Annotated in this window: 19 protein-coding genes; 9 read left to right on the plus strand and 10 right to left on the minus strand. The window is 72.6% G+C overall.

Annotated elements, in window-relative coordinates; genetic code table 11:
- Window positions 1-54 precede the first annotated feature (54 nt).
- A complete protein-coding gene (locus GSY69_RS03955; RefSeq protein WP_160952586.1) occupies window positions 55-588 on the minus strand; it encodes a ribonuclease H family protein in 534 nt (177 codons plus the stop codon).
- A gap of 74 nt (window positions 589-662) precedes the next feature.
- Between GSY69_RS03955 and ypfJ the strand changes: the two genes are divergently transcribed.
- Both ypfJ and GSY69_RS03965 read left to right on the plus strand, forming a co-directional pair.
- Window positions 663-1,577: a KPN_02809 family neutral zinc metallopeptidase gene (gene ypfJ, locus GSY69_RS03960; protein ID WP_160952587.1), complete on the plus strand. Its 915-nt coding sequence runs from the start codon at window positions 663-665 to the stop codon at window positions 1,575-1,577.
- 91 nt (window positions 1,578-1,668) lie between these two features.
- Window positions 1,669-2,811: a HutD family protein gene (locus tag GSY69_RS03965; RefSeq protein WP_160952588.1), complete on the plus strand. Its 1,143-nt coding sequence runs from the start codon at window positions 1,669-1,671 to the stop codon at window positions 2,809-2,811.
- A gap of 62 nt (window positions 2,812-2,873) precedes the next feature.
- On the opposite strand, the gene GSY69_RS03970 is transcribed toward GSY69_RS03965, so the two are convergent.
- Genes GSY69_RS03970 through GSY69_RS04005 form a run of 8 tightly spaced genes read right to left on the minus strand, consistent with a single transcriptional unit; the run spans window position 2,874 to window position 9,404 of the window.
- Window positions 2,874-3,209, minus strand: a complete 336-nt coding sequence (locus tag GSY69_RS03970; protein ID WP_160952589.1) for a metal-sulfur cluster assembly factor — start codon at window positions 3,207-3,209, stop codon at window positions 2,874-2,876.
- Window positions 3,202-3,666: a Fe-S cluster assembly sulfur transfer protein SufU gene (gene sufU, locus GSY69_RS03975; protein WP_160952590.1), complete on the minus strand. Its 465-nt coding sequence runs from the start codon at window positions 3,664-3,666 to the stop codon at window positions 3,202-3,204. The genes GSY69_RS03970 and sufU overlap by 8 nt, the downstream gene beginning before the upstream one ends.
- Window positions 3,663-4,937 carry a SufS family cysteine desulfurase gene (locus GSY69_RS03980; protein WP_160952591.1) on the minus strand — a complete coding sequence of 425 codons (1,275 nt, stop codon included), beginning with the start codon at window positions 4,935-4,937 and terminating at the stop codon, window positions 3,663-3,665. The genes sufU and GSY69_RS03980 overlap by 4 nt, the downstream gene beginning before the upstream one ends.
- Window positions 4,937-5,695: a Fe-S cluster assembly ATPase SufC gene (gene sufC / locus GSY69_RS03985; protein WP_160952592.1), complete on the minus strand. Its 759-nt coding sequence runs from the start codon at window positions 5,693-5,695 to the stop codon at window positions 4,937-4,939. The genes GSY69_RS03980 and sufC overlap by 1 nt, the downstream gene beginning before the upstream one ends.
- 9 nt (window positions 5,696-5,704) lie before the next feature.
- Window positions 5,705-6,019 (minus strand): non-heme iron oxygenase ferredoxin subunit, encoded by a 315-nt coding sequence (locus GSY69_RS03990; protein ID WP_160952630.1) that lies wholly within the window; start codon window positions 6,017-6,019, stop codon window positions 5,705-5,707.
- 2 nt (window positions 6,020-6,021) lie between these two features.
- On the minus strand, window positions 6,022-7,176 hold the full coding sequence (sufD, locus tag GSY69_RS03995; RefSeq protein WP_160952593.1) for a Fe-S cluster assembly protein SufD: 1,155 nt from the start codon (window positions 7,174-7,176) through the stop codon (window positions 6,022-6,024).
- 54 nt (window positions 7,177-7,230) lie between these two features.
- Window positions 7,231-8,661, minus strand: coding sequence for a Fe-S cluster assembly protein SufB (sufB, locus tag GSY69_RS04000; protein WP_160952594.1), 1,431 nt, complete (start codon window positions 8,659-8,661; stop codon window positions 7,231-7,233).
- On the minus strand, window positions 8,658-9,404 hold the full coding sequence (locus tag GSY69_RS04005) for a helix-turn-helix transcriptional regulator (RefSeq protein ID WP_160952595.1): 747 nt from the start codon (window positions 9,402-9,404) through the stop codon (window positions 8,658-8,660). The genes sufB and GSY69_RS04005 overlap by 4 nt, the downstream gene beginning before the upstream one ends.
- A 177-nt stretch (window positions 9,405-9,581) precedes the next feature.
- On the opposite strand from GSY69_RS04005, the gene GSY69_RS04010 reads away from it, so the two are divergent.
- The 7 genes from GSY69_RS04010 (at window position 9,582) to GSY69_RS04040 (ending at window position 18,300) form a co-directional block, all read left to right on the plus strand.
- Window positions 9,582-10,538 (plus strand): ABC transporter ATP-binding protein, encoded by a 957-nt coding sequence (locus GSY69_RS04010; RefSeq protein ID WP_328698756.1) that lies wholly within the window; start codon window positions 9,582-9,584, stop codon window positions 10,536-10,538.
- Complete coding sequence (locus GSY69_RS04015; protein WP_160952596.1) at window positions 10,535-11,335, plus strand: ABC transporter permease; 801 nt, start codon at window positions 10,535-10,537, stop codon at window positions 11,333-11,335. Before GSY69_RS04010 ends, GSY69_RS04015 begins: the two co-directional genes overlap by 4 nt.
- Before the next feature lie 15 nt (window positions 11,336-11,350).
- Window positions 11,351-12,595 carry a COX15/CtaA family protein gene (locus GSY69_RS04020; protein WP_235936273.1) on the plus strand — a complete coding sequence of 415 codons (1,245 nt, stop codon included), beginning with the start codon at window positions 11,351-11,353 and terminating at the stop codon, window positions 12,593-12,595.
- 6 nt (window positions 12,596-12,601) lie between these two features.
- Complete coding sequence (locus tag GSY69_RS04025; RefSeq protein WP_160952597.1) at window positions 12,602-14,473, plus strand: ABC transporter ATP-binding protein; 1,872 nt, start codon at window positions 12,602-12,604, stop codon at window positions 14,471-14,473.
- A complete protein-coding gene (locus tag GSY69_RS04030; protein ID WP_160952598.1) occupies window positions 14,470-16,503 on the plus strand; it encodes an ABC transporter ATP-binding protein in 2,034 nt (677 codons plus the stop codon). The genes GSY69_RS04025 and GSY69_RS04030 overlap by 4 nt, the downstream gene beginning before the upstream one ends.
- A 69-nt stretch (window positions 16,504-16,572) precedes the next feature.
- The gene (locus tag GSY69_RS04035; protein WP_160952599.1) at window positions 16,573-17,292 is read left to right on the plus strand and encodes a helix-turn-helix transcriptional regulator; all 720 of its coding nucleotides are present in this window, start codon (window positions 16,573-16,575) and stop codon (window positions 17,290-17,292) included.
- Between the two features lie 183 nt (window positions 17,293-17,475).
- A complete protein-coding gene (locus GSY69_RS04040) occupies window positions 17,476-18,300 on the plus strand; it encodes a VOC family protein (RefSeq protein ID WP_160952600.1) in 825 nt (274 codons plus the stop codon).
- Between the two features lie 86 nt (window positions 18,301-18,386).
- Here GSY69_RS04040 and GSY69_RS04045 read toward each other — a convergent pair whose 3' ends face one another.
- Window positions 18,387-19,340, minus strand: coding sequence for a heme o synthase (locus GSY69_RS04045; protein WP_160952633.1), 954 nt, complete (start codon window positions 19,338-19,340; stop codon window positions 18,387-18,389).
- Window positions 19,341-19,463: the final 123 nt, after the last annotated feature.

Raw genomic sequence — 19,463 nt, forward strand, 5'->3', positions numbered from 1 at the left:
CCCCCCTTGCCGGAGCGGATCCGGTCCCGGGCCCCGGCACCGTGGCACAGGTCTTCACCAGGGGGTTCTACGCCCTCGACGCTGCCGGCCGGATCGTCCCGGGCCGGTCTGGGGCGGCTCCCCGCGCCGGAACGCCTCGGCGGCGCCGCGCGCGCGGGCGTCGGCGGCCTCGTTGAGCGGGTGGTTGTTGTGGCCCTTGACCCATTCGAAGTCGACCGCGCGGCCCTGGGCGCGCACCTCGGCCAGCGCCGCGTCCAGCTGCTCGAGCAGGTCGCGGTTGAGCACCGCCTTGCCGTCGGCCTTCTTCCAGCCCTTGCGCTTCCAGCCGGCCATCCACTTCGTCACCGCGTTGATGACGTACTGGGAGTCGCAGAGGATCCGCAGGCCTTCGTCGCCCGGGATCGTGCCCGCCTGCGCCGCGGCGTGCACCGCGCGCAGGAGCTCGAGGACGGCCTGGAGCTCGCCGCGGTTGTTCGTCGCGTTGTCCCAGCCGCCGGCGGCCCACGAGGCGTCGTCGATGTACCAGGCCCAGCCGGCCGGGCCGGGGTTGCCGAGGGCGGAGCCGTCGGCTGCGGCGATGATCGTCACGGGCGTCCCTCCTCGGGCTCTGGCGCAGGGGCTCTCGCACAGGGGCGCGCGAAGGCCCCCACTATGCTACTGCCATGACATTCTCACCGGGCAGCGGGCTCGATACCTCGCAGGTCTCCCAGCGCTCCGGAGGCGGGGGCGGCCTGGGTCTGCCCGTCAAGGTGGGCGGCGGGCTGGGCGGGGTGGCGGTGCTCGTCATCGGCCTGTTCCTGTTCGGGCCGGACTTCCTCAACCAGGCCTCGGACGGCTCCGCGGCCTACGACGACTCCCAGGTCAGCTCGAGCGGCTCGGATTCCCTCGCGGAGACGTGCAGGACCGGGGAGGACGCGAACCGCGATGCGCGCTGCCGCGTCGTGGGGACCGTGAACTCGCTCAACCAGTACTGGCCCTCCGGCGCCTCTGCGCTGGGCGTGAAGTACGCGCGGCCGGACGCCGTGCTCACCTCCGGCAGCTGGTCGACGGGCTGCGGGTCCGCGAGCTCGGCCATGGGCCCGTTCTACTGCCCCGCGGACCGGACGGCCTACTTCGACGTGGGCTTCTTCGACGAGCTGCGCTCGCAGTACGGCGCCGATCGCGGGCCGCTGGCGGAGGAGTACGTCGTCGCCCACGAATTCGGCCACCACATCCAGGCGCTGACCGGCGATTCGCAGCGCGCGCGCCAGGGCGACACCGGGCCGCAGTCGTCCTCGGTGCGCCTCGAGCTGCAGGCCGACTGCTACGCCGGGGTGTGGGCGGCCAACGCGGCGCAGACCTCCGACCCCGTCACCGGCGAGCCGTATCTGGAGCCGCTCACCGGCGACGATGTGAAGTCGGCGGTCTCCGCGGCCCAGGCCGTGGGCGATGACCGGATCCAGCGCAAGGCGCGCGGGCGGGTGACGCCGGAGAGCTTCACCCACGGCACGGCCCAGCAGCGCGAGACGTGGTTCATGCGCGGCTACAGCGCAGCCGAGCCCCAGACCTGCGACACGTTCTCCCCCAGCACCGTCTGAACCGGCACCATCTGATCCCGCACCAGCTGAAAACCCGCGCCGTGCGATCCAGCCCCGCCCGACCGGCGGCCGAGCAGTCCAGGAGGAGCCCATGAGCGAGCCCAGTGAGCCGGGCGGCTGGCCGCCCCTCATCGTCCGCCGCGCCGACTGCCGGGAGCAGCCGTGGGCCAATGGCCAGGGCACCACCGCCGAGGTGCTGCGCGGCAGCGCGCCCCCGGCGCCGGGCCGGCCCGGCGCCCCGACCGCCGAGGACGGACCCGCCGCACCCGGCGCCGACGCCGCGGACGGGCCCGGCTGGGACTGGCGCGTGAGCATCGCCACGGTCGACTCGCCCTCGCCGTTCAGCCCCCTGCCGGGCATCGACCGCACGCTCGTGTGCCTGGGCCCCGCGCACCTGACGCTGCGCATCGACGGCAAGGCCTGGGAGCTCGCGCCCACGGAGACGATCCGCTTCCGCGGCGAGGACACGGTCGAATCGCTGCTCGTCACCGAGCCCACACTGGACTTCAATGTCATGGTCCGGCGGGCCGCGGCGCAGGCGGAGGTCCGGCTCGAGCGCCTGAGCGCGCCGCTGCCGCTGGCCGCCGAGCCCGGCGAGGCGGTGCTCGCCACGGTGCTCGAGGGCGACTGCGCGCTCCTGCCCGCCGCACAGGTGCCGGCCGAGCTGCGCGCCGCGCTCGCCCACGCCCCCGCAGGGCACGAGCCCCCGGGGCTGAACGACATCGCCCCGGCCGCGCACGCACTGGCCGAGGGCCATCCCGTCCGCGCCGGCGAGGCGGCGCTCGACCGCGTCGCGGAGCTGCGCGCGGAGCACCGGGCGCGACACACCGCGCAGGAGGCGCGCAAGCGGCTCGCGACCGCGCTCGCCGGGTCCGCCGCGCGGGCACTCGGACGCCTCGACACCGTGGCCCTCGGCACCGCCGCCCTCGGTGCCGTGGCCGACGGTACGGACGGCGGTACCGCGAGCGGCGGTCCAGCGGGCGGCGGTCCAGCGGGCGAGCGGGCCGATGCCCCGGTCGTGATCGTGCCCACCGGGGCAGCGCAGACGCATCCAGACCAGACCGGCCCGGGCCAGCCCGGCCCGGAGCAGGCCGCGGCGGAGCAGCCCAACCGCGCGTATCCGCACACGAGCCCGCGCGAGGTCCCACAGGCGCGCCACACGGCGCCGGTCGTCAACCACCCCCAGTCGGCTCAGCCGCTGGTCGCGGTGGTGACGATCCGGTTCCCGGCGTGAGCCTCGGATTCTCGGAGCGTCGCAAGCCCGCGAGGTTCGTGGGACTCAGTGTCTCGTGAGCCTCAGATGTTGAACCCGAGGGCGCGCATCTGCTCGCGGCCGTCCTCGGTGATCTTCTCCGGGCCCCACGGCGGCATCCACACCCAGTTGATGCGCACGGCCGGCACGATGCCCTCGAGGCTCATGGCCACCTGGTCCTCGAGCACGTCGGTAAGGGGGCATGCGGCGGAAGTCAGCGTCATCTCGACGACCGCGGTCCCGTCCTCCTCCACGGCGGCGCCGTAGACGAGGCCCAGGTCGACGACGTTGACGCCGAGCTCGGGGTCGATGACGTCCATGAGGGCCTCGAGGACCTCCTCCGGGGTGGCATTCTGCGGGGCGTCGATGACTTCAGGCACGATCGGCTCCTTCGATCTGGTAGACAGCGTCCTTGAGGGCCATCCAGGCCAGCAGGGCGCACTTGACGCGGGCGGGGAACTTCGAGACGCCGGCGAACGCGGCCGCGTCGCCCAGTGCCTCTTCATCGGGCTGGGCCTGGCCGCGGGAGTGCATGAGCTCGTGGAATCGGGCCTCGAGGGCGTTGAAGCCCTCGGGGTCGCACTCCTCGGCCAGCTCCGTCATCGCGGAGGCCGACGCCATGGAGATCGAGCAGCCCTCGCCGTCCCACCGCACGAGCAGCCGGCCCGTGGCGGGATCGCGGCGGGCCTCCACGGTGATCTCGTCCCCGCACGTGGGGTTGATCTGGTGGGACGCGCCCACGGGGGGCTCGGCCGCGCCGAGCAGGGGCATGTTGCCCGTCCGGCGCTTGGCGTGGTCGAGGATGAGCTGCTGGTAGAGCTGGTCGAGGCCGCTCACGAGTCCGCCCCGAAGAAGCCGCGCACCTCGGCCAGCGCGGCGAGGAAGCGCTCGCACTCCTCGTCGGTCGTGTAGAGGTAGGCGCTCGCACGGGTGGAGGCGGTGACACCGTAGCGCCGGTGCAGGGGCTGGGCGCAGTGGTGGCCCACCCGGACCGCGACGCCCTGCGCGTCGAGGTACTGCCCCACGTCGTGGGCGTGGACGCCCTGCACGTCGACGGCCACCGAGGCGATCCGGTCGGCCGCATCGGCGGGCCCCAGCAGCCGCACGCCGGGGATGCGCGCCACGCCCTCGACGAGGCGCTGGGCGAGGGCCTCCTCGCGGTCCGCGATCGCCGCCATCCCGATGTGCCGGAGGTAGTCGACGGCGGCGCCGAAGCCCACGGCCTGTGCGACGGGCTGCGTGCCCGCCTCGAACCGCTGCGGGGGCGCCATGAACTGCGCGCCCTCCATCGTCACGGTCGTGATCATGGAGCCGCCGGTGAGGACCGGCGGCAGGGCGGCCAGCAGCTCCGCGCGGCCGTAGAGCGCCCCGATCCCGGTGGGCGCGAGCATCTTGTGGCCGGAGAACGCGGCGAAGTCCACGCCGAGCCCGTGCAGGTCCAGCGGCAGGTGCGGAGCGGACTGGCAGGCGTCGAGCACGGTGAGCGCACCCACCCGGCGGGCCCGCTCCACCAGCGCCCCGACCGGGTTGATCGTCCCGAGCACGTTCGACACGTGGGAGAACGCGAGGACCTTCGCGTGCTCGTCGACGATGTCGTCGAGGTCCGTGAGGTCGAGGCGGCCGTCCTCGCCCAGGGGGATCCAACGCAGCCCCGCGCCCGTGCGCGCGGCCAGCTGCTGCCACGGCACGAGGTTCGCGTGGTGCTCCATCTCCGTGACGACGATCGTGTCGCCGGGGCCCAGGGCGAAGCGCGCGGCCTCAGCACCGCCCAGGCCCGCGGAGGCGTTGGCCAGCCCGTAGGCGACGACGTTGAGCGCCTCGGTCGCGTTCTTCGTCCAGCACAGCTCGTCCGGGTCCGCCCCCACGAACGCGGCGACGGCCGCGCGCGCGCCCTCGAACGCCTCGGTGGCCTCCACCGCAAGCGTGTGCGCGCCGCGGTGCACGGCGGCGTTGCGCTGGGCGTAGAAGTCCTGCTCGGCGTCGATGACGGTCGCGGGCTTCTGCGCCGTCGCCCCGGAATCCAGGTAGGCGAGCGGGGTGCCCGCGACCTCCCGGTCGAAGACCGGGAAGTCATTGCGGATCCGGGCGACCTGAGCGGCCGAGAGCATCAGGCCGTCTGGGTCAGGAAGCGGTCGTAGCCCTCGTCCTCGAGCCGCTGGGCGAGCTCGGGGCCGCCCTCCTCGGCGACCTTGCCCTTGACGAGCACGTGGACGTGGTCGGGCTTGATGTAGCGGAGGATACGCGTGTAGTGGGTGATGAGCAGGACGCCCACGTCCGTGTTCTCCCGCGCGCGGTTGACGCCCTCGGAGACGATGCGCAGCGCATCGACGTCGAGCCCGGAGTCGGTCTCGTCGAGGATCGCGAAGCGCGGCTTGAGCAGCTCCATCTGGAGGATCTCGTGGCGCTTCTTCTCGCCGCCGGAGAAGCCCTCGTTGACGTTGCGCGAGGCGAATTCGGGGTCCACGCGCAGCTGCTTCATCGCCTCGGACAGCTCCTTCGTCCAGGTGCGCAGTTTGGGCGCCTCCCCGTCGATGGCGGTCTTGGCCGAGCGCAGGAAGTTCGTCACCGTCACGCCGGGGACCTCGACCGGGTACTGCATGGCGAGGAAGAGGCCGGCGCGGGCGCGCTCGTCGGCGGACATGTCGACGAGGTTCTCCTCGTCGATCGTCACGCTGCCCTGGGTGATCTCGTACTTGGGGTGGCCGGCCAGCGCGTATGCCAGCGTCGACTTGCCCGAGCCGTTGGGGCCCATGATCGCGTGGGTCGAGTTCGAGTCGATGTCGAGGTCGATGCCGCGCAGGATCTCCTTGGACCCGGCCTCGGTGACGACGCTGACGTGCAGATCGCGGATGGAGAGAGTGGACATGGGATTCCTTTACTTCGTAGTGGTCGGGTCGACGAACACGGTGCCGTCGCGCTCATCGCAGGCGTACACGGCGACGGGCTCGAACGCCGGCGGGCTCTCCGGGACGCCCGTCTCCAGGCTGAACGCGGAGCCGTGGAGCCAGCACTCGATCGCGCAGCCGAGCACCTCGCCCTCGGCGAGCGAGACCTCGCCGTGCGTGCACAGGTCGTTGACCGCGTGGACGGTGCCGTCGTCGGCGCGCGCCACGCACACCTCGACGCCCTCGAGGACGACCCGCAGGGCGCTGCCCGCGGGCACGTCCGCCGAGGCGCACGCGGCGAGCATGGTCACAGGACGCTCCGCGCCAGCTCTTCTTCGATCTTCTCGGTGATGACGTCCTCGATCGCGGGCACGCGGATCTTCTGCACGACCTCGTTGAAGAAGCCGCGGACCACGAGCCGGCGCGCGACGACCTCAGGGATGCCGCGGCTGAGCAGGTAGAACATGTGCTCCTCGTCGAACCGGCCGGTCGACGAGGCGTGCCCGGCGCCCTCGATGTCGCCGGTCTCGATCTCGAGGTTGGGCACGGAGTCGGCGCGAGCGCCCTCGGTGAGGACGAGGTTGCGGTTGAGCTCGTACGTGTCGATCCCGATCGCCTCGGGCCGGATGAGCACGTCGCCGATCCACACGCTGCGCGCGTCCACGCCCTGCAGGGCGCCCTTGTACATGACGTTCGAGGTGGCGCGCGGGGTGTTGTGGTCGATGTACGTGCGGTGCTCGAGGTGCTGGGCCGCGTCCGCGAAGTAGAGGCCCAGCAGCTCCGCCTGCCCGCCGGGCCCGGCGTAGCGGACGTTGGAGTTCAGCCGCACGACCTCGCCGCCGAGTGTGATGACGATGTGCTTGAGCTGCGCGTCCTTGCCCACGATCGCGTCGTGCTGGCCCAGGTGCGCCGCGCCGTCGGCCCACAGCTGCAGGGACACGAACGTCACGGCGGCCCCGTCGCCCACGACGAGCGAGACGAGCTCGGAGTAGTCCGCGCGGCCCTCGTGCTCGACGATGACGGTGGCCTTCGCATTCGCGCCCACCGTGACGAGCACGTGGCCGTGGACCGGCTCATCCCCGCCCCGGCCGTCGGCGTGGATGATGAGCGGGCCGTCGAGCTCGGTGTCGGCGGGCACGTCGTAGTGGCGCACGCCGGGCGCGTTCGCCGCGGCGATCGCGGCCGGCAGGTCCTCGGGCTCGAGGATGCCCATGCCCGTGGCGTGGGCGAGGTCGACCGTCTCCGCGGTCGCGCCGGCGGGCAGCTGCTCGTCGACCGCGAGCTGCGCGCCGGTGGCGCGGTCGGCGAAGAGCGGGGCGAGCCGCTTGACCGGCGTGAAGCGCCACTCCTCCTCGCGGCCGGTGATGGCCGGGAAGTCCGCGACGTCGAAGCTGCGGGTGCGGTCGCTGCGCGATGACGCGGGAACCTGCACCTCGGCAGCGCTGGCCAGGGTTTCAGTCATGTGTCCTGTTTCTCCTCAGTGGGCTGGCGCGATGGCGGGCGGGGCGAGCGGGGCTCAGCCGACCGCGCCCTCCATCTGCAGTTCGATGAGCCGGTTGAGCTCGAGGGCGTACTCCATGGGCAGCTCGCGGGCGATCGGCTCGACGAAGCCGCGCACGATCATCGCCATCGCCTCCGTCTCCTCGAGTCCGCGGCTCATGAGGTAGAAGAGCTGGTCCTCACTCACCTTCGACACCGTGGCCTCGTGGCCCAGGGACACGTCGTCCTCGCGGATGTCGATGTAGGGGTACGTGTCGGAGCGGGAGACGTTGTCGACGAGCAGCGCATCGCACAGCACGTTGTTCGACGAGCCCTTGGCGCCCGGGTGGACGTGGACGAGGCCGCGGTAGCCGGCCCGGCCGCCCGCCCGCGCCACGGACTTCGACACGATCGACGAGTGGGTGTTGGGCGCCGCGTGGACCATCTTCGCGCCGGTGTCCTGGTGCTGGTCGGCGCCGGCGAAGGCCACGGACAGCGTCTCGCCGCGCGCGTGCTCGCCGGTCATCCAGATCGCCGGGTACTTCATCGTCACCTTCGAGCCGATGTTGCCGTCGACCCACTCCATGGTGGCGCCGGCCTCGGCGATGGCGCGCTTGGTCACGAGGTTGTACACGTTGTTCGACCAGTTCTGGATCGTCGTGTAGCGCACCCGGGCGTCCTTCTTCGCGATGATCTCCACGACGGCGGAGTGCAGCGAGTCGGACTTGTAGATGGGCGCGGTGCAGCCCTCGACGTAGTGCACGTAGGAGCCCTCGTCGGCGATGATGAGCGTGCGCTCGAACTGGCCCATGTTCTCCGTGTTGATGCGGAAGTAGGCCTGCAGGGGGATCTCGACGTGGACGCCCTTGGGCACGTAGATGAACGAGCCGCCGGACCACACCGCGGTGTTGAGCGCGGAGAACTTGTTGTCGCCGGCCGGGATGACGGAGCCGAAGTACTCCTCGAAGATCTCCGGGTGCTCCTTGAGGCCGGTGTCCGTGTCGAGGAAGATGACGCCCTGGCGCTCGAGCTCCTCGTTGATCTTGTGGTAGACGACCTCGGATTCGTACTGCGCGGCGACGCCCGCGACCAGGCGCTGCTTCTCCGCCTCCGGGATGCCCAGGCGGTCGTAGGTCGCCTTAATGTCCTCGGGGAGGTCCTCCCAGGACTGCGCCTGGCCCTCGGTGGAGCGCACGAAGTACTTGATGTCGTCGAAGTCGATGCCGGTGAGGTCGGCGCCCCAGTTGGGCATGGGCTTCTTGCCGAACATCTTGAGGGCCCGCAGGCGGCGCTGGAGCATCCACTCCGGCTCGTCCTTGAGCGCCGAGATGCGGCGCACGACGTCCTCGCTCAGGCCGCGCTGGGCCTCGGCGCCGGCGTCGTGCTCGTCGTGCCAGCCGTACTGGTAGGCGCCGATGTCCTTGAGCTCCGGGTTCGCCTCGAGGATCGGGTTGCTGGTGTCGGTCATCGCGGACCTCCTTGTGTGTGGTCTGTCTGGTCGATGAGCGGTCGGTTGAGGACCGACGTCGGAATGTGGGTCGTGCAGACGTGGGCGCCGGAGGCCAGGGTCGACAGCCGCCGGACGTCGACGCCGAGCACCTCTGCGAACATCTCGAGCTCTGCCTCGCAGAACTGCGGGAAGCGCTCGGCGACGTGCTGGATGGGGCAGTGCCCCTGGCACAGCTGCATGGCCTCGAGCGGGGTGCCCACGGCCACCGGCGAGGCGGTCGAGGCGTAGCCCTCGGCGGTGAGGCCGGCGGCCAGGTCGCGCGAGCGCTGGGCCACCGAGCCGCGGCGATCGGCGCGGGCCTCGCCCACGCGGGCGCGCAGCGCGGCCTTGAGCTCCTCCACCCGGGAGCGGGCGAAGGCCTCGACGGCCTCGTCGCCGGCGGCGTCCTCGAGGTACTCGAGGGCGCGCACGGCCAGGTCGTCGTAGGCGTTGGAGATCGAGCTGTGGCCCATCGAGGTGACGACGTAGTGGCGGGCCGGCCGGCCGCGGCCGGCCTTGACCCCGGCGAGCTCGCGCACCTCGATGTAGCCGTCCTCACTCAGGGCATCGAGGTGGCGGCGGATCGCCGCGGCGGTGAGGTCGAGGGCCCGGGCCACGCCCGAGGCGCTGATGGGCCCGTGGTCGAGGACGTAGCGGAGCACCTTCTGGCGGGTGCGCGCGTCCTCCGGAGTGCGCTGCTGGGGCCGCTGCGCTGCCGTCATCGCTCTCCCCCTCCGCTTCGCGTTCTGCGCGCCGCTGACCGGCGCGTCCGGGCCTTCGCTCGGACTTCTACAAGGATTCTGTTACGTAAATTATTCCCTGTAAATGCAGGGTCGCCTAAGGGCCCCGGGGGCCTGCGGAGGCCCGGCGCGGCGCCCCAGCACGTAGAATGGCCGACCGTGAGTCCCGTCCCCCCACCGCAGCCGCTCGACATCCGCGATCTGCGCGTCGACTTCGGCCGCATCCGCGCCGTGGACGGAGTCAGCCTGAGCGCCGAGCCCGGCCGCGTCCTCGCGCTGCTGGGCCCCAACGGGGCCGGAAAGTCCACGACGATCGCGGCCGCCGTCGGCATGCTGCGCCCCGCGGGCGGCAGCGTGCGCATCTTCGGCCTTGACCCGCGCACGGCCCACCCGCGCACCGCCGGGCTCACCGGCGTCATGCTCCAGGACGGGGGCCTGCCCATGGCCTCACGGCCGCTCGCCGCCCTCACCCATCTTTCGCGCCTCTACGCCGACCCCCTGCCGGTGGGCCCGCTCGCCGAGCGGCTGGGCATCACCGCGTTCGCCGGCCGGTCGATCCGCCGCCTCTCCGGCGGGCAGCGCCAGCGCGTCGCGCTCGCCGCCGCGCTCATCGGCCGCCCGCGCCTCGTCTTCCTCGACGAGCCCACGGCCGGGCTCGACCCCCAGGCCGCACTCGCGGTCGCCGAGGTGATCGGCGAGCTGCGCGCCGACGGCGTCGCGGTCGTCCTCACCACCCACGACATGGCCGACGCCCAGACGCTCGCCGACGAGGTCACCGTCGTCGACCACGGCCGGGTGATCGCGCACGGCACGGTCGCCGAGCTCATCGCCGCCCATGCCCCGGGCGGTGCGGTCACCTCCGAGCTGCGCATCGTCATGCGCGCCGAGCCGGGCAGTCCGGGCCCGGACTCCGCGCTGCTCGATGCCCTGGCACAGCTCGGCCCCCTCGACGCCGACGGGCGCGAGGTGCGCATCCGGGCCGACTTCGACGCCGCCCGGCTCGCGGCGGCGGCGCGCGCCCTCGCGGACGCGGGGGTCCGGCCGGCCGTGTTCTCGCTGGCCGAGCGCAGCCTGGGCGATGTGTTCCTCGACCTGACCGGAAGGAGCCTGCGATGAGCGACCGGCCCGCACCCAAGGCGGCCACCGCGGCCGCGCCGCCCGCCTCGAACGAGGCGCCGCCAGCCCGCCGGATCGCCGCCCAGGCGGCGTTCGAGGTCCGCTCGATCGTGCGCAACGGCGAGCAGCTCCTCCTCAGCGTCCTCGTGCCCGTGGGCGTCCTCATCGCCCTGTCGACCACCCGCATCCTCGACGCCGTGGGCGCCGATCCGCAGGCGGGCCCCCGGGTGGACGTCGCGACCGCGGGTGTGCTGGGACTCGCCATCGCCTCGACGGCGTTCGCGGGCCAGGCGATCGCCACCGCGTTCGAGCGCCGCTACGGGGTGCTCCGCCAGCTCGCGACCACGCCGCTCGGCGCCGGCGGCCTGGTGCTCGGCAAGCTCATCGCGGTGTGCGCGGTCGTGGCCTCGCAGTTCGCGCTCATCTTCGCCATCGCAGCGGCTCTGGGCTTCTCTGCCCATGTGAGTGTCCCGGGCGTCCTGCTCGCGGGGGTGCTCGGCACCGCCTCGCTCGTGAGCCTCGCGCTGCTCATGGCGGGCACCCTGCGCGCCGAGGCGACACTGGCCGGGGCGAACATCGTCTGGGTGCTCATGGCCGGCGCCGGCGGGATCCTCATCGCCCCGCCCGGGCTGTGGGGGCAGATCACGGCCATCCTGCCGTTCGGGGCCCTGGGCGATGCGATGCGCGCCGCCGTGCTCGCGGGGACGATCGACTGGCCGGCCCTGGCCGTCATGGCGATCTGGGCCGTCCTCGGCGTGGCGGGGTGCCGCGCGTGGTTCAGCTTCGACGGTCGATGAGACACTGAGGGCATCATGTCGACGCAGCAGCCCACCGCCCCCCACGACCACGACGACCAGAACGATCGCGGCGCCCGCCCGCAGCGCGGCGCGCGCGGCAGACGGCGCCCGGCGAAGGCCGCGCAGCAGGCGCGCACCGAGCGCCGGTGGCAGCCCAGCACCGTCACCCCCGTCGTGCGCGCGCTCGCCTGGGCGATGCTCATCGCCCAGGCGCTCATCGTCGTGACCGGCGCGCTCGTGCGCCTGACGGGCTCTGGCCTGGGCTGCCCGGACTGGCCGACGTGCGACGGGGTGTCGATCACGAACACGCCGGACATGGGCATCCACGGGTTCATCGAGTTCGGCAACCGCCTGCTCGGCGTCGTCCTCGGCCTCATCTGCCTGGCCACGGTCATCATGCTGCTGCGGCTCATCGCGGCGCGGTGGGACCTGTTCCTCATCTCCCTCGCCCTCACCCTCGTCGTGCCGGTGCAGGCGGTGATCGGCGGCATCAGCGTCCACATGGAGCTCAACCCCTGGATCGTCGCGGCCCACTTCGTCCCCTCGGCCGTCTGCGTGGCGCTGTCGGCGTACTTCGTGCGCCGCACGTACGACGCCGGCGGCCCGCGCACGCCCATCGGCACACCGGCGCTGCGCGGCCTCGCGTGGACGATCGCGGTGCTCACGGTCATCATCGTCATCATGGGCGTGCTCACCACCGGAGCCGGCCCGCACGCCGGGGACGAAGTCAGCGCTCGCAACGGGCTGCCGATCGTCCTCATGGCCCGCCTGCACGCCGCTCCCGTCTGGCTGCTCGTCATCGCGACGGTCGCAGGCATCGTGGCCGCGCACCGCCAGCGGCTGCCCGAGGTCCGCCGCCCCCTCGTCGTCCTGCTGATCGTCGAGCTCGCCCAGGGCGTCGTCGGCTACATCCAGTACTTCACCGGCCTGCCCGTCTGGCTCGTCGCCCTGCACATGGCCGGCCTGTGCGTCGTCATCGCCGCCTCGACCGCTGTGCTCGACAGCGTCTACCGCCGGGCTCCCCTGCCCCCCGCCGACACGCTGCTGGCCCCGCGCGGCCGCACCGACCTGCCCCCGGAGGCAGCGGCGGAGGCGGACGCGGGTGGGAGCGCCGCCGCGGGTGCGGAGTCAGACCCGACTGCGGAGAGCGGCCCGACCGCGGAGCCAGGCCCCGCCGGCGCCGCCCAGCCGGGCGCGGACACCGGAGCCGCGCACGGGACCGGGGCGGGACGCGGCACCGCACCCGGTGCGGGGGGCTGAGCCGCCGTGCTGCTCGCCCTGCTGCGCCGCTACCTGCGCCCGCACCTGCCCATGCTCGCGGTGCTGCTGGCGTTCCAGATCCTGCAGATCCTCGGGACCCTGCTGCTGCCCAACATCAACGGCCGCATCGTCGACGAGGGCGTCGCCGCCGGGGACACCGGCACCGTCGCCCGGCTGGGCGGCCTCATGCTCGGCATCGCGTTCGGGCAGGTCATCGCCAATGTCATCGCGATCATCGCCGGGGCCTTCGTGTCGATGGCCGCCGCGCGCGACGTCCGCGCGGACTTCTTCGCGGCCGTGCAGGGCTTCGGCCGGGCGGAGACGGCGCGGTTCGGCGCCTCCACCCTCGTGACCCGCTCGACGAACGACATCCGCCAGGTCCAGCAGTTCCTCACGATGGCGCTGTCGATCATGATCATGGCGCCCATCATGGCGCTGGGCGGCCTCGCCCTCGCCCTGGCCCAGGACCTCGCGCTGTCGTGGGTCATCCTCGCCACGGTGGCCGTCCTCGTCGCGGTCATGGCGGTGCTCGTCATGCGCATGGTGCCCTCGTTCCGGGTCATGCAGGACCGCATCGACGCGATCAGCTCCGTGCTCGCCCAGCAGCTGGCGGGCCTGCGCGTGATCCGGGCGTTCACGAAGGAGGACGAGGAGCGGGCGCGGTTCGCCCGGGCGAACACGGAGCTCACCGACGCCCAGCTGCGCGTCGGGACGTACTTCGTCGCCCTCTTCCCCGCCGTCATGACCCTCGTGAACGCCGGCACGGTGGCCGTCGTGTGGTTCGGCGCCCAGCAGATCCAGGCCGGGGCCAGCCAGATCGGCACCGTCATGGCGTTCATCCAGTACCTCATGCTCATCCTCATGGGCGTCGTCATGTTCGCCTTCATGTCCATGATGGTCCCGCGCGCCCAGGTGGCCGCCGGCCGCGTGCTCGAGGTCATCGACACCCGCCCGGAGATGGACCGGGGGCACGGCACCGTCGAGCGGCTGCCGAGCCCGGGCACGATCGCGTTCGACGGCGTCGCGTTCCGCTACCCCGGTGCGCGGCGCTGCGTCGTCGAGGATGTCACGTTCGCGGTCCCCGCCGGCGCCACCTGCGCCGTCATCGGATCGACCGGCGCGGGCAAGTCGACGCTCGTGCAGCTGCTCGTGCGCCTGCTCGAGCCCACCGCCGGGCGCGTGAGCGTGGGCGGGGCGGACCTGGCCGCGCTGGCCCCCGAGGTGCTCGCGGGCCAGTTCGGCTACGTCCCCCAGCGCGCCTACGTCTTCGGCGGCACCGTCCGGGCGAACCTCGCGCTGGGCAACCCCACGGCCTCGGACGCGCTCATGTGGTCCGCCCTCGAGACCGCGCAGGCCGCCGAATTCGTCCGCGCCTACGCCGACGGCCTCGACCACGTCATCAACGAGGGCGGCACGGACCTGTCCGGCGGCCAGCGCCAGCGCCTCGCCATCGCCATGGCCGTGTGCCGCGAGGCCCCCATCCTCATCTTCGACGACTCCTTCTCGGCCCTCGACACGGCCACCGACCGCGCGGTGCGCTCCGCGCTCGCCGCGGACACCGCCGCCACCACATTCATCGTCACGCAGCGGGTGGCCTCCGCCATGGCCGCGGACCTCATCGTCGTCTTCGAGGCCGGGCGCGTCGTCGCCCAGGGCACCCACGCCCATCTGCTCGAGGACTCCCCCATCTACCGCGACATCGTCTCCTCCCAGGTGGGCCCGCCCGCAGACCCGAGCGGTGCGCAGGGCGGCCTGGCCGATGCCGCCCAGGCGCGCCTCGGCGGCGCGGACGGTACGGCCCCGGGCCCCGCGGCCGGGGGCCCCGCAGCCGGGGGCCCCACACCCAAGGGCCCCGCAGTCGGGGAGGCGGGCGCATGAGCGAGGACCTCGCACCCAATCAGCGCGCCTCCCGGCTGTGGCCCACGCTGCGGCGCCTCGCCCGCGAGTTCGGCCCCGAGCGGACGCCGTTCGCGCTCACCGTCGTCGCCATCGTGACCTCCACGGTGCTCACGATCATCGCGCCCTGGGTCCTCGGCAAGGCCACCGACGCGGTGTTCGCCGGGTTCATGTCCCTGCAGATGCGCGGCGGGCAGACGAAGGACCAGGCAATCGCCGAGCTCGAGGCGCAGGGCCAGGGCGATCGCGCCGCCATGCTGCGGGCGATGGACGTCGTGCCGGGCGCCGGCATGGACTTCGCGCTCATCGGCCGGCTGCTGCTGGTGACACTGGCGGTCTACGTGGCCGCCCAGGCGCTCATGTGGGCCGCCGGCTGGATCGGCAACCGCCTCATCCAGCGCGTGCTCCTGCGCCTGCGCGAGCGGGTGGAGGACCGCATCCATCGCGTGCCGCTGTCCTACCTCGACGGCAAGCAGCGCGGGGACATCCTCTCGCGCCTGAGCAACGACCTCGACAACCTCTCCCAGGTGCTCAACCAGTCCCTCCAGCAGATCATCAACAGCGTCGTCATGGTGGTCGGCGTGCTCGCGATGATGTTCGCGCTGTCCTGGCAGCTGGCGCTCGTGGCGCTGGCCACCCTGCCGCTGACCGTGCTCGTGGTCGCGCTCATCGGCCGGCGCTCGCAGCGCGAATACGCGGAGCAGTGGAAGGCCACCGGCGAGCTCAACGCCTACGTCGAGGAGTCGATCGGCGGTCAGCAGCTCATCCAGGTCTACGGGGCCACCGAGCGCACGCTCGAGGGCTTCGGGGCGGTCAACGAGCGCGTCTACCGCTCCTCCCTGCGCGCCCAGGCGCTGGCGGGCTCCATGATGCCGGCGATGTCGTTCGTGTCGAACCTCGTGTTCGTCGGCATCGCCGTGCTCGGCGCGTGGCGGGTGGCCACCGGCGGCATGACGCTCGGCAGCGTGCAGGCCTTCATCCAGTACGCGCGCCAGTTCTCCCAGCCGCTGTCGCAGCTGGGCGGGATGGCCGCCCAGCTGCAGTCCGCCGCCGCCAGCGCCGAGCGCGTCTTCGACCTCCTCGACGCGCCGGACGAAGCGGGTGAGACCGGGACCCACCCGGACTTCGCCCCGGGTGCCGGGCGGATCGAGTTCGCCGACGTGTCGTTTGCCTACGCGCCGGGCACGCCGCTCATCGAGCACCTGAGCCTCGTGGCCGAGCCCGGCTCCACGATCGCGATCGTGGGCAGCACCGGGGCGGGCAAGACGACGCTCGTCAACCTCCTGCTGCGGTTCTACGACGTGGATGACGGTTCGATCACGTTCGACGGCATCGACATCCGCGAGCTCAGCCGCACCCAGCTGCGCTCACCCATCGGCATGGTCCTCCAGGACGCGTGGCTGTTCGAGGGAACGATCTACGACAACATCGCCTACGGCCGGGCCGGCGCCACCCGCGAGGAGGTGCTGGCCGCCGCCCGCGACGCGTACGTCGACCGCTTCGTCCACCACCTGCCGGATGGCTACGACACCGTGATCACGGAGGCCGCGGACAACATTTCGCAGGGAGAGCGCCAGCTCATCACGATCGCCCGCGCCTTCGTCTCGCAGCCGCGCGTGCTCGTGCTCGACGAGGCGACCTCGTCCGTGGACACGCGCACCGAGGTGCTCGTCCAGGAGGCGATGAACCGGCTGCGGGCGGGACGCACGAGCTTCGTCATCGCCCACCGGCTGTCGACGATCCGCAACGCGGACCTCATCGTCGTCATGGAGTCCGGCCACATCGTCGAACAGGGCAGCCACGACGAGCTCCTGGACGCCGACGGCCGCTATGCGCAGCTCTACGAATCGCAGTACGCCCAGCCGGCCGAGGGCGCTGACGCCGACGCGGATTCCGCCGGTCCGGGTGCAAGTCCGGGCGCTGGCCTGGACACCGCTCCGGGTGCGGCTCCGAGCGCAGGTCCGAGCGCTGGTCTCGGCACCGCCGGTCAGGACTCGGCCGAGGCGCCCTGACCGTCCCGGGCACGGCGCGCCATCGTCCTGCAGCGCCCGCCTGCAGGGCGGACGTGCCACACTGAGCGCATGAGCGCGCAGGCGGTCGCCGCGGCCGCAGCCTTCCTCCAGGCGCGGCTGGGCGAGCCCATCGGCTGGGAGGACGCCGCCGCGCACGTGGGCTACAGCGCGTTTCACTTCTCGCGGATGTTCGCCCGCCGGACCGCCATGTCCCCCGGCCGCTACCTGGCGGTGCTGCGCTTCCACGCCGCCAAGCGCCTGCTGCTGGCCGCCGATGACGACGTCGTCGACGTCTGCACCGCCGTGGGCTTCGCGTCGCACGCCACCTTCACGCGCAGGTTCGCCGCGGTCGTGGGAACCCCGCCGGCGCGGTTCCGCCGCCTGGCCGACGCGCTGGCCGAGCGCAGCACGCAGCCCTTCGCGATCGGCGCGAGCACGGGGCCCGCGGTCCGGGTCAGCCTCCGGCTGCCGGAGCGCGGTCTCAGGCGCCCGTGGCATGTGTGGCTGGGCTGGTACCCGGAACCGGTGCCGATCGGCCTGCCCACGGCGGGCGTGCTCGTCGAGGGCGACGACGATGTCGAACTGCCGCTGTGCCCGGGGGCGCCGCACCTGCTGGGCTTCGCCGTGGATCCCACCGCCGAGGCGCTCGCGCAGTTGGCGCCCGACGCGCCGCTGGTCAGCGGCTGGCCGCGCCCGCTGAGAGCCCCTGCGGCCGTCACCCTGACGTTCGCCGCACCGCCTCGGCCCGCCGTGCCGCTGCTCTCCGCGCTGCCGAGCCTTGCGCCCTGATGACCGGGAAACGCGCCAGCGCCCCGCCATCGCACCGTCCTCGCCGCCGCCTCGCACAGTCGGGGCGCAGCAGCGCAGGAACGGATAAGCGCCGGGCGCACCCCGCCCCTAGATTGGACGGTGTCCAGCGGTCGCCCGCTTCGCACGCGCGGGCCCCGCCTCACACCCACGAGAGGAATCGCCATGCCCCGACCCACCGGCACACCCACCTGGCTCGACTACGGTGCACCCCAACTCAGCGAGTCGCTCGACTTCTACGGCGCGCTCTTCGGCTGGGACTTCGAGGACTCCGGCCCCCAGCTCAACCACTACACGATGGCGCACAAGGACGGTGCGCCCGTGTGCGGCCTCATGGACACAACCGGCGTGACGGGCCCGGACGGTGCCCCGCTGCCCGCCGCGTGGAATGTGTTCCTCGCGGTGGACGACATCGGCGCTCGGCTGGCGAAGGCACAGGAAGCGGGCGCCCGCGTGCTCATGGAGCCGGGGCACATGGCGGGCACCGGCACGTTCGCCCTCCTCGCGGATCCCACCGGTGCCCGCATCGGCCTGTGGGAGGCCGACGGTTTCGACGGCTATGCGTTCAGCGGCGCGCCCGGCACCCCAGTCTGGTTCGAGCTCATGAGCATGGACTTCGACGCCTCCGCGCGCTTCTACGCCGACGTCTTCGACTTCGAGGTCACCCCTGAGGGCGCTCAGCCCGGCACTCAGGACGACTCCGCGCGGCAGCAGTGCGCGGCTCCGGCGTACGCCACCAACGCGCCCGCGGAGCGCGCCTCGGCGGGCATCTGCGCGGCGTCCGCGTGGTTCCCGGCGGGCACTGTATCGTTCTGGCGCCTCTACTTCGGCGTCGCGGACGCGGATGCGGCGATCGAGCGGATCCGCACACTGGGCGGCTCGCTCCTCGACGGGCCCATGGACTCGCCGTTCGGGCGCATCGCCACCGTGGCCGACCCCAAGGGCGCGGGCTTCCAGATCAACCAGCCGCTGCCGGACCAGGGGGCCTGATCGCGCGGTGCGGCGCCGGCGCGCGCCATCCAGGCGCCTCGGGACGGGCCGTCAGGCCGGGCACTGGGATCGGAGCAGCGGCCCGCTCAGAACAGCGCGGGGACGAACGGGTCGATCGCGACGGCGAGGAAGAGCACGGACAGGTACGTGATCGACCCGTGGAAGACCTTCATGGCGCGCAGCTGCGTGCCCGTCAGGCCCTTCTTCGCTCGTCCCACCAGCGCGTAGCACTCCCAGAGGAACCAGGCGCCACCGGCCACGGCGGTCACGGTGTAGACGGCGCCCATGGGCGCGACCGGGATGAGCGCGAGGCTGGTGAGCACCATGGCCCAGGCGTAGAGGATGATCTGGCGGCCCACCGTCATGGGCGGCACCTTGGACGGCAGCATGGGCACGCCGGCGGCGTCGTAGTCGTCCTTGTACTTCATGGCCAGCGGCCAGTAGTGCGGCGGCGTCCAGAAGAACACGACGAGGAAGAGGATGACCGGCTCCCAGGCCAGCCCGCCGGTCACGGCCGACCAGCCGATGAGCACGGGCATGCACCCGGCGGAGCCGCCCCAGACGATGTTCTGCGAGGTGTGGCGCTTGAGCAGGATCGTGTAGACGACCACGTAGATGAGGATCGCGATCGCCGTGAGCCCGGCGGCCATCCAGTTCGTGAAGCCGCCCATCCAGAACACCGAGCCGATGCCCAGCGCGAAGGCGAACACGAGTGCGTGCGACGGCTTGACCTCGCCCGTGACAAGCGGGCGGTTCTCCGTGCGGTGCATCTTCGCGTCCATGTCGCGGTCGATGAAGCAGTTGAACACGGAGGCCGATGCCGCTGCGGCCGCTCCGCCCACGAGGGTGGCGAGGACGAGCCACAGGTTCGGCAGGCCGCGCTCGGCGAGGAACATCACCGGTGCGGTCGTGACGAGCAGCAGCTCGATGACGCGCGGCTTCGTCAGCGCGACGTAGGCCATGAACGTACTGCGGGGCTTGGGCCCCCGGCGCGCCTCGTCGACGGTGCGCCGGAGGGGCTTCTCCTCACGGTGCTTCATGCGGGTCGGATCGGCACTCACGCAGACAGTCTCTTCCTCACGATTGGGCGGCCGGGCACGGCCGCCGCACAAGCTCTTCGCATTCTACTCGCCGTAGTCGTCGGCGCCACCCGCCCCGCCGTC

The sequence above is a fragment of the Brevibacterium rongguiense genome (assembly GCF_009857845.1).
Classification (GTDB): domain Bacteria; phylum Actinomycetota; class Actinomycetes; order Actinomycetales; family Brevibacteriaceae; genus Brevibacterium; species Brevibacterium rongguiense.

What these genes read in the sequence shown, in the direction of transcription:
- sufC (WP_160952592.1), bottom strand. Translation starts at nt 5,695, where the DNA reads ATGTCCACTCTCTCCATCCGCGATCTGCACGTCAGCGTCGTCACCGAG.
- GSY69_RS04035 (WP_160952599.1), top strand. Translation starts at nt 16,573, where the DNA reads ATGAGCGCGCAGGCGGTCGCCGCGGCCGCAGCCTTCCTCCAGGCGCGG.
- GSY69_RS03990 (WP_160952630.1), bottom strand. Translation starts at nt 6,019, where the DNA reads ATGCTCGCCGCGTGCGCCTCGGCGGACGTGCCCGCGGGCAGCGCCCTG.
- GSY69_RS04015 (WP_160952596.1), top strand. Translation starts at nt 10,535, where the DNA reads ATGAGCGACCGGCCCGCACCCAAGGCGGCCACCGCGGCCGCGCCGCCC.
- GSY69_RS04045 (WP_160952633.1), bottom strand. Translation starts at nt 19,340, where the DNA reads ATGAAGCACCGTGAGGAGAAGCCCCTCCGGCGCACCGTCGACGAGGCG.
- GSY69_RS04030 (WP_160952598.1), top strand. Translation starts at nt 14,470, where the DNA reads ATGAGCGAGGACCTCGCACCCAATCAGCGCGCCTCCCGGCTGTGGCCC.
- GSY69_RS04005 (WP_160952595.1), bottom strand. Translation starts at nt 9,404, where the DNA reads ATGACGGCAGCGCAGCGGCCCCAGCAGCGCACTCCGGAGGACGCGCGC.
- GSY69_RS04040 (WP_160952600.1), top strand. Translation starts at nt 17,476, where the DNA reads ATGCCCCGACCCACCGGCACACCCACCTGGCTCGACTACGGTGCACCC.
- sufD (WP_160952593.1), bottom strand. Translation starts at nt 7,176, where the DNA reads ATGACTGAAACCCTGGCCAGCGCTGCCGAGGTGCAGGTTCCCGCGTCA.
- GSY69_RS04020 (WP_235936273.1), top strand. Translation starts at nt 11,351, where the DNA reads ATGTCGACGCAGCAGCCCACCGCCCCCCACGACCACGACGACCAGAAC.
- GSY69_RS03965 (WP_160952588.1), top strand. Translation starts at nt 1,669, where the DNA reads ATGAGCGAGCCCAGTGAGCCGGGCGGCTGGCCGCCCCTCATCGTCCGC.
- GSY69_RS03980 (WP_160952591.1), bottom strand. Translation starts at nt 4,937, where the DNA reads ATGCTCTCGGCCGCTCAGGTCGCCCGGATCCGCAATGACTTCCCGGTC.
- ypfJ (WP_160952587.1), top strand. Translation starts at nt 663, where the DNA reads ATGACATTCTCACCGGGCAGCGGGCTCGATACCTCGCAGGTCTCCCAG.
- sufB (WP_160952594.1), bottom strand. Translation starts at nt 8,661, where the DNA reads ATGACCGACACCAGCAACCCGATCCTCGAGGCGAACCCGGAGCTCAAG.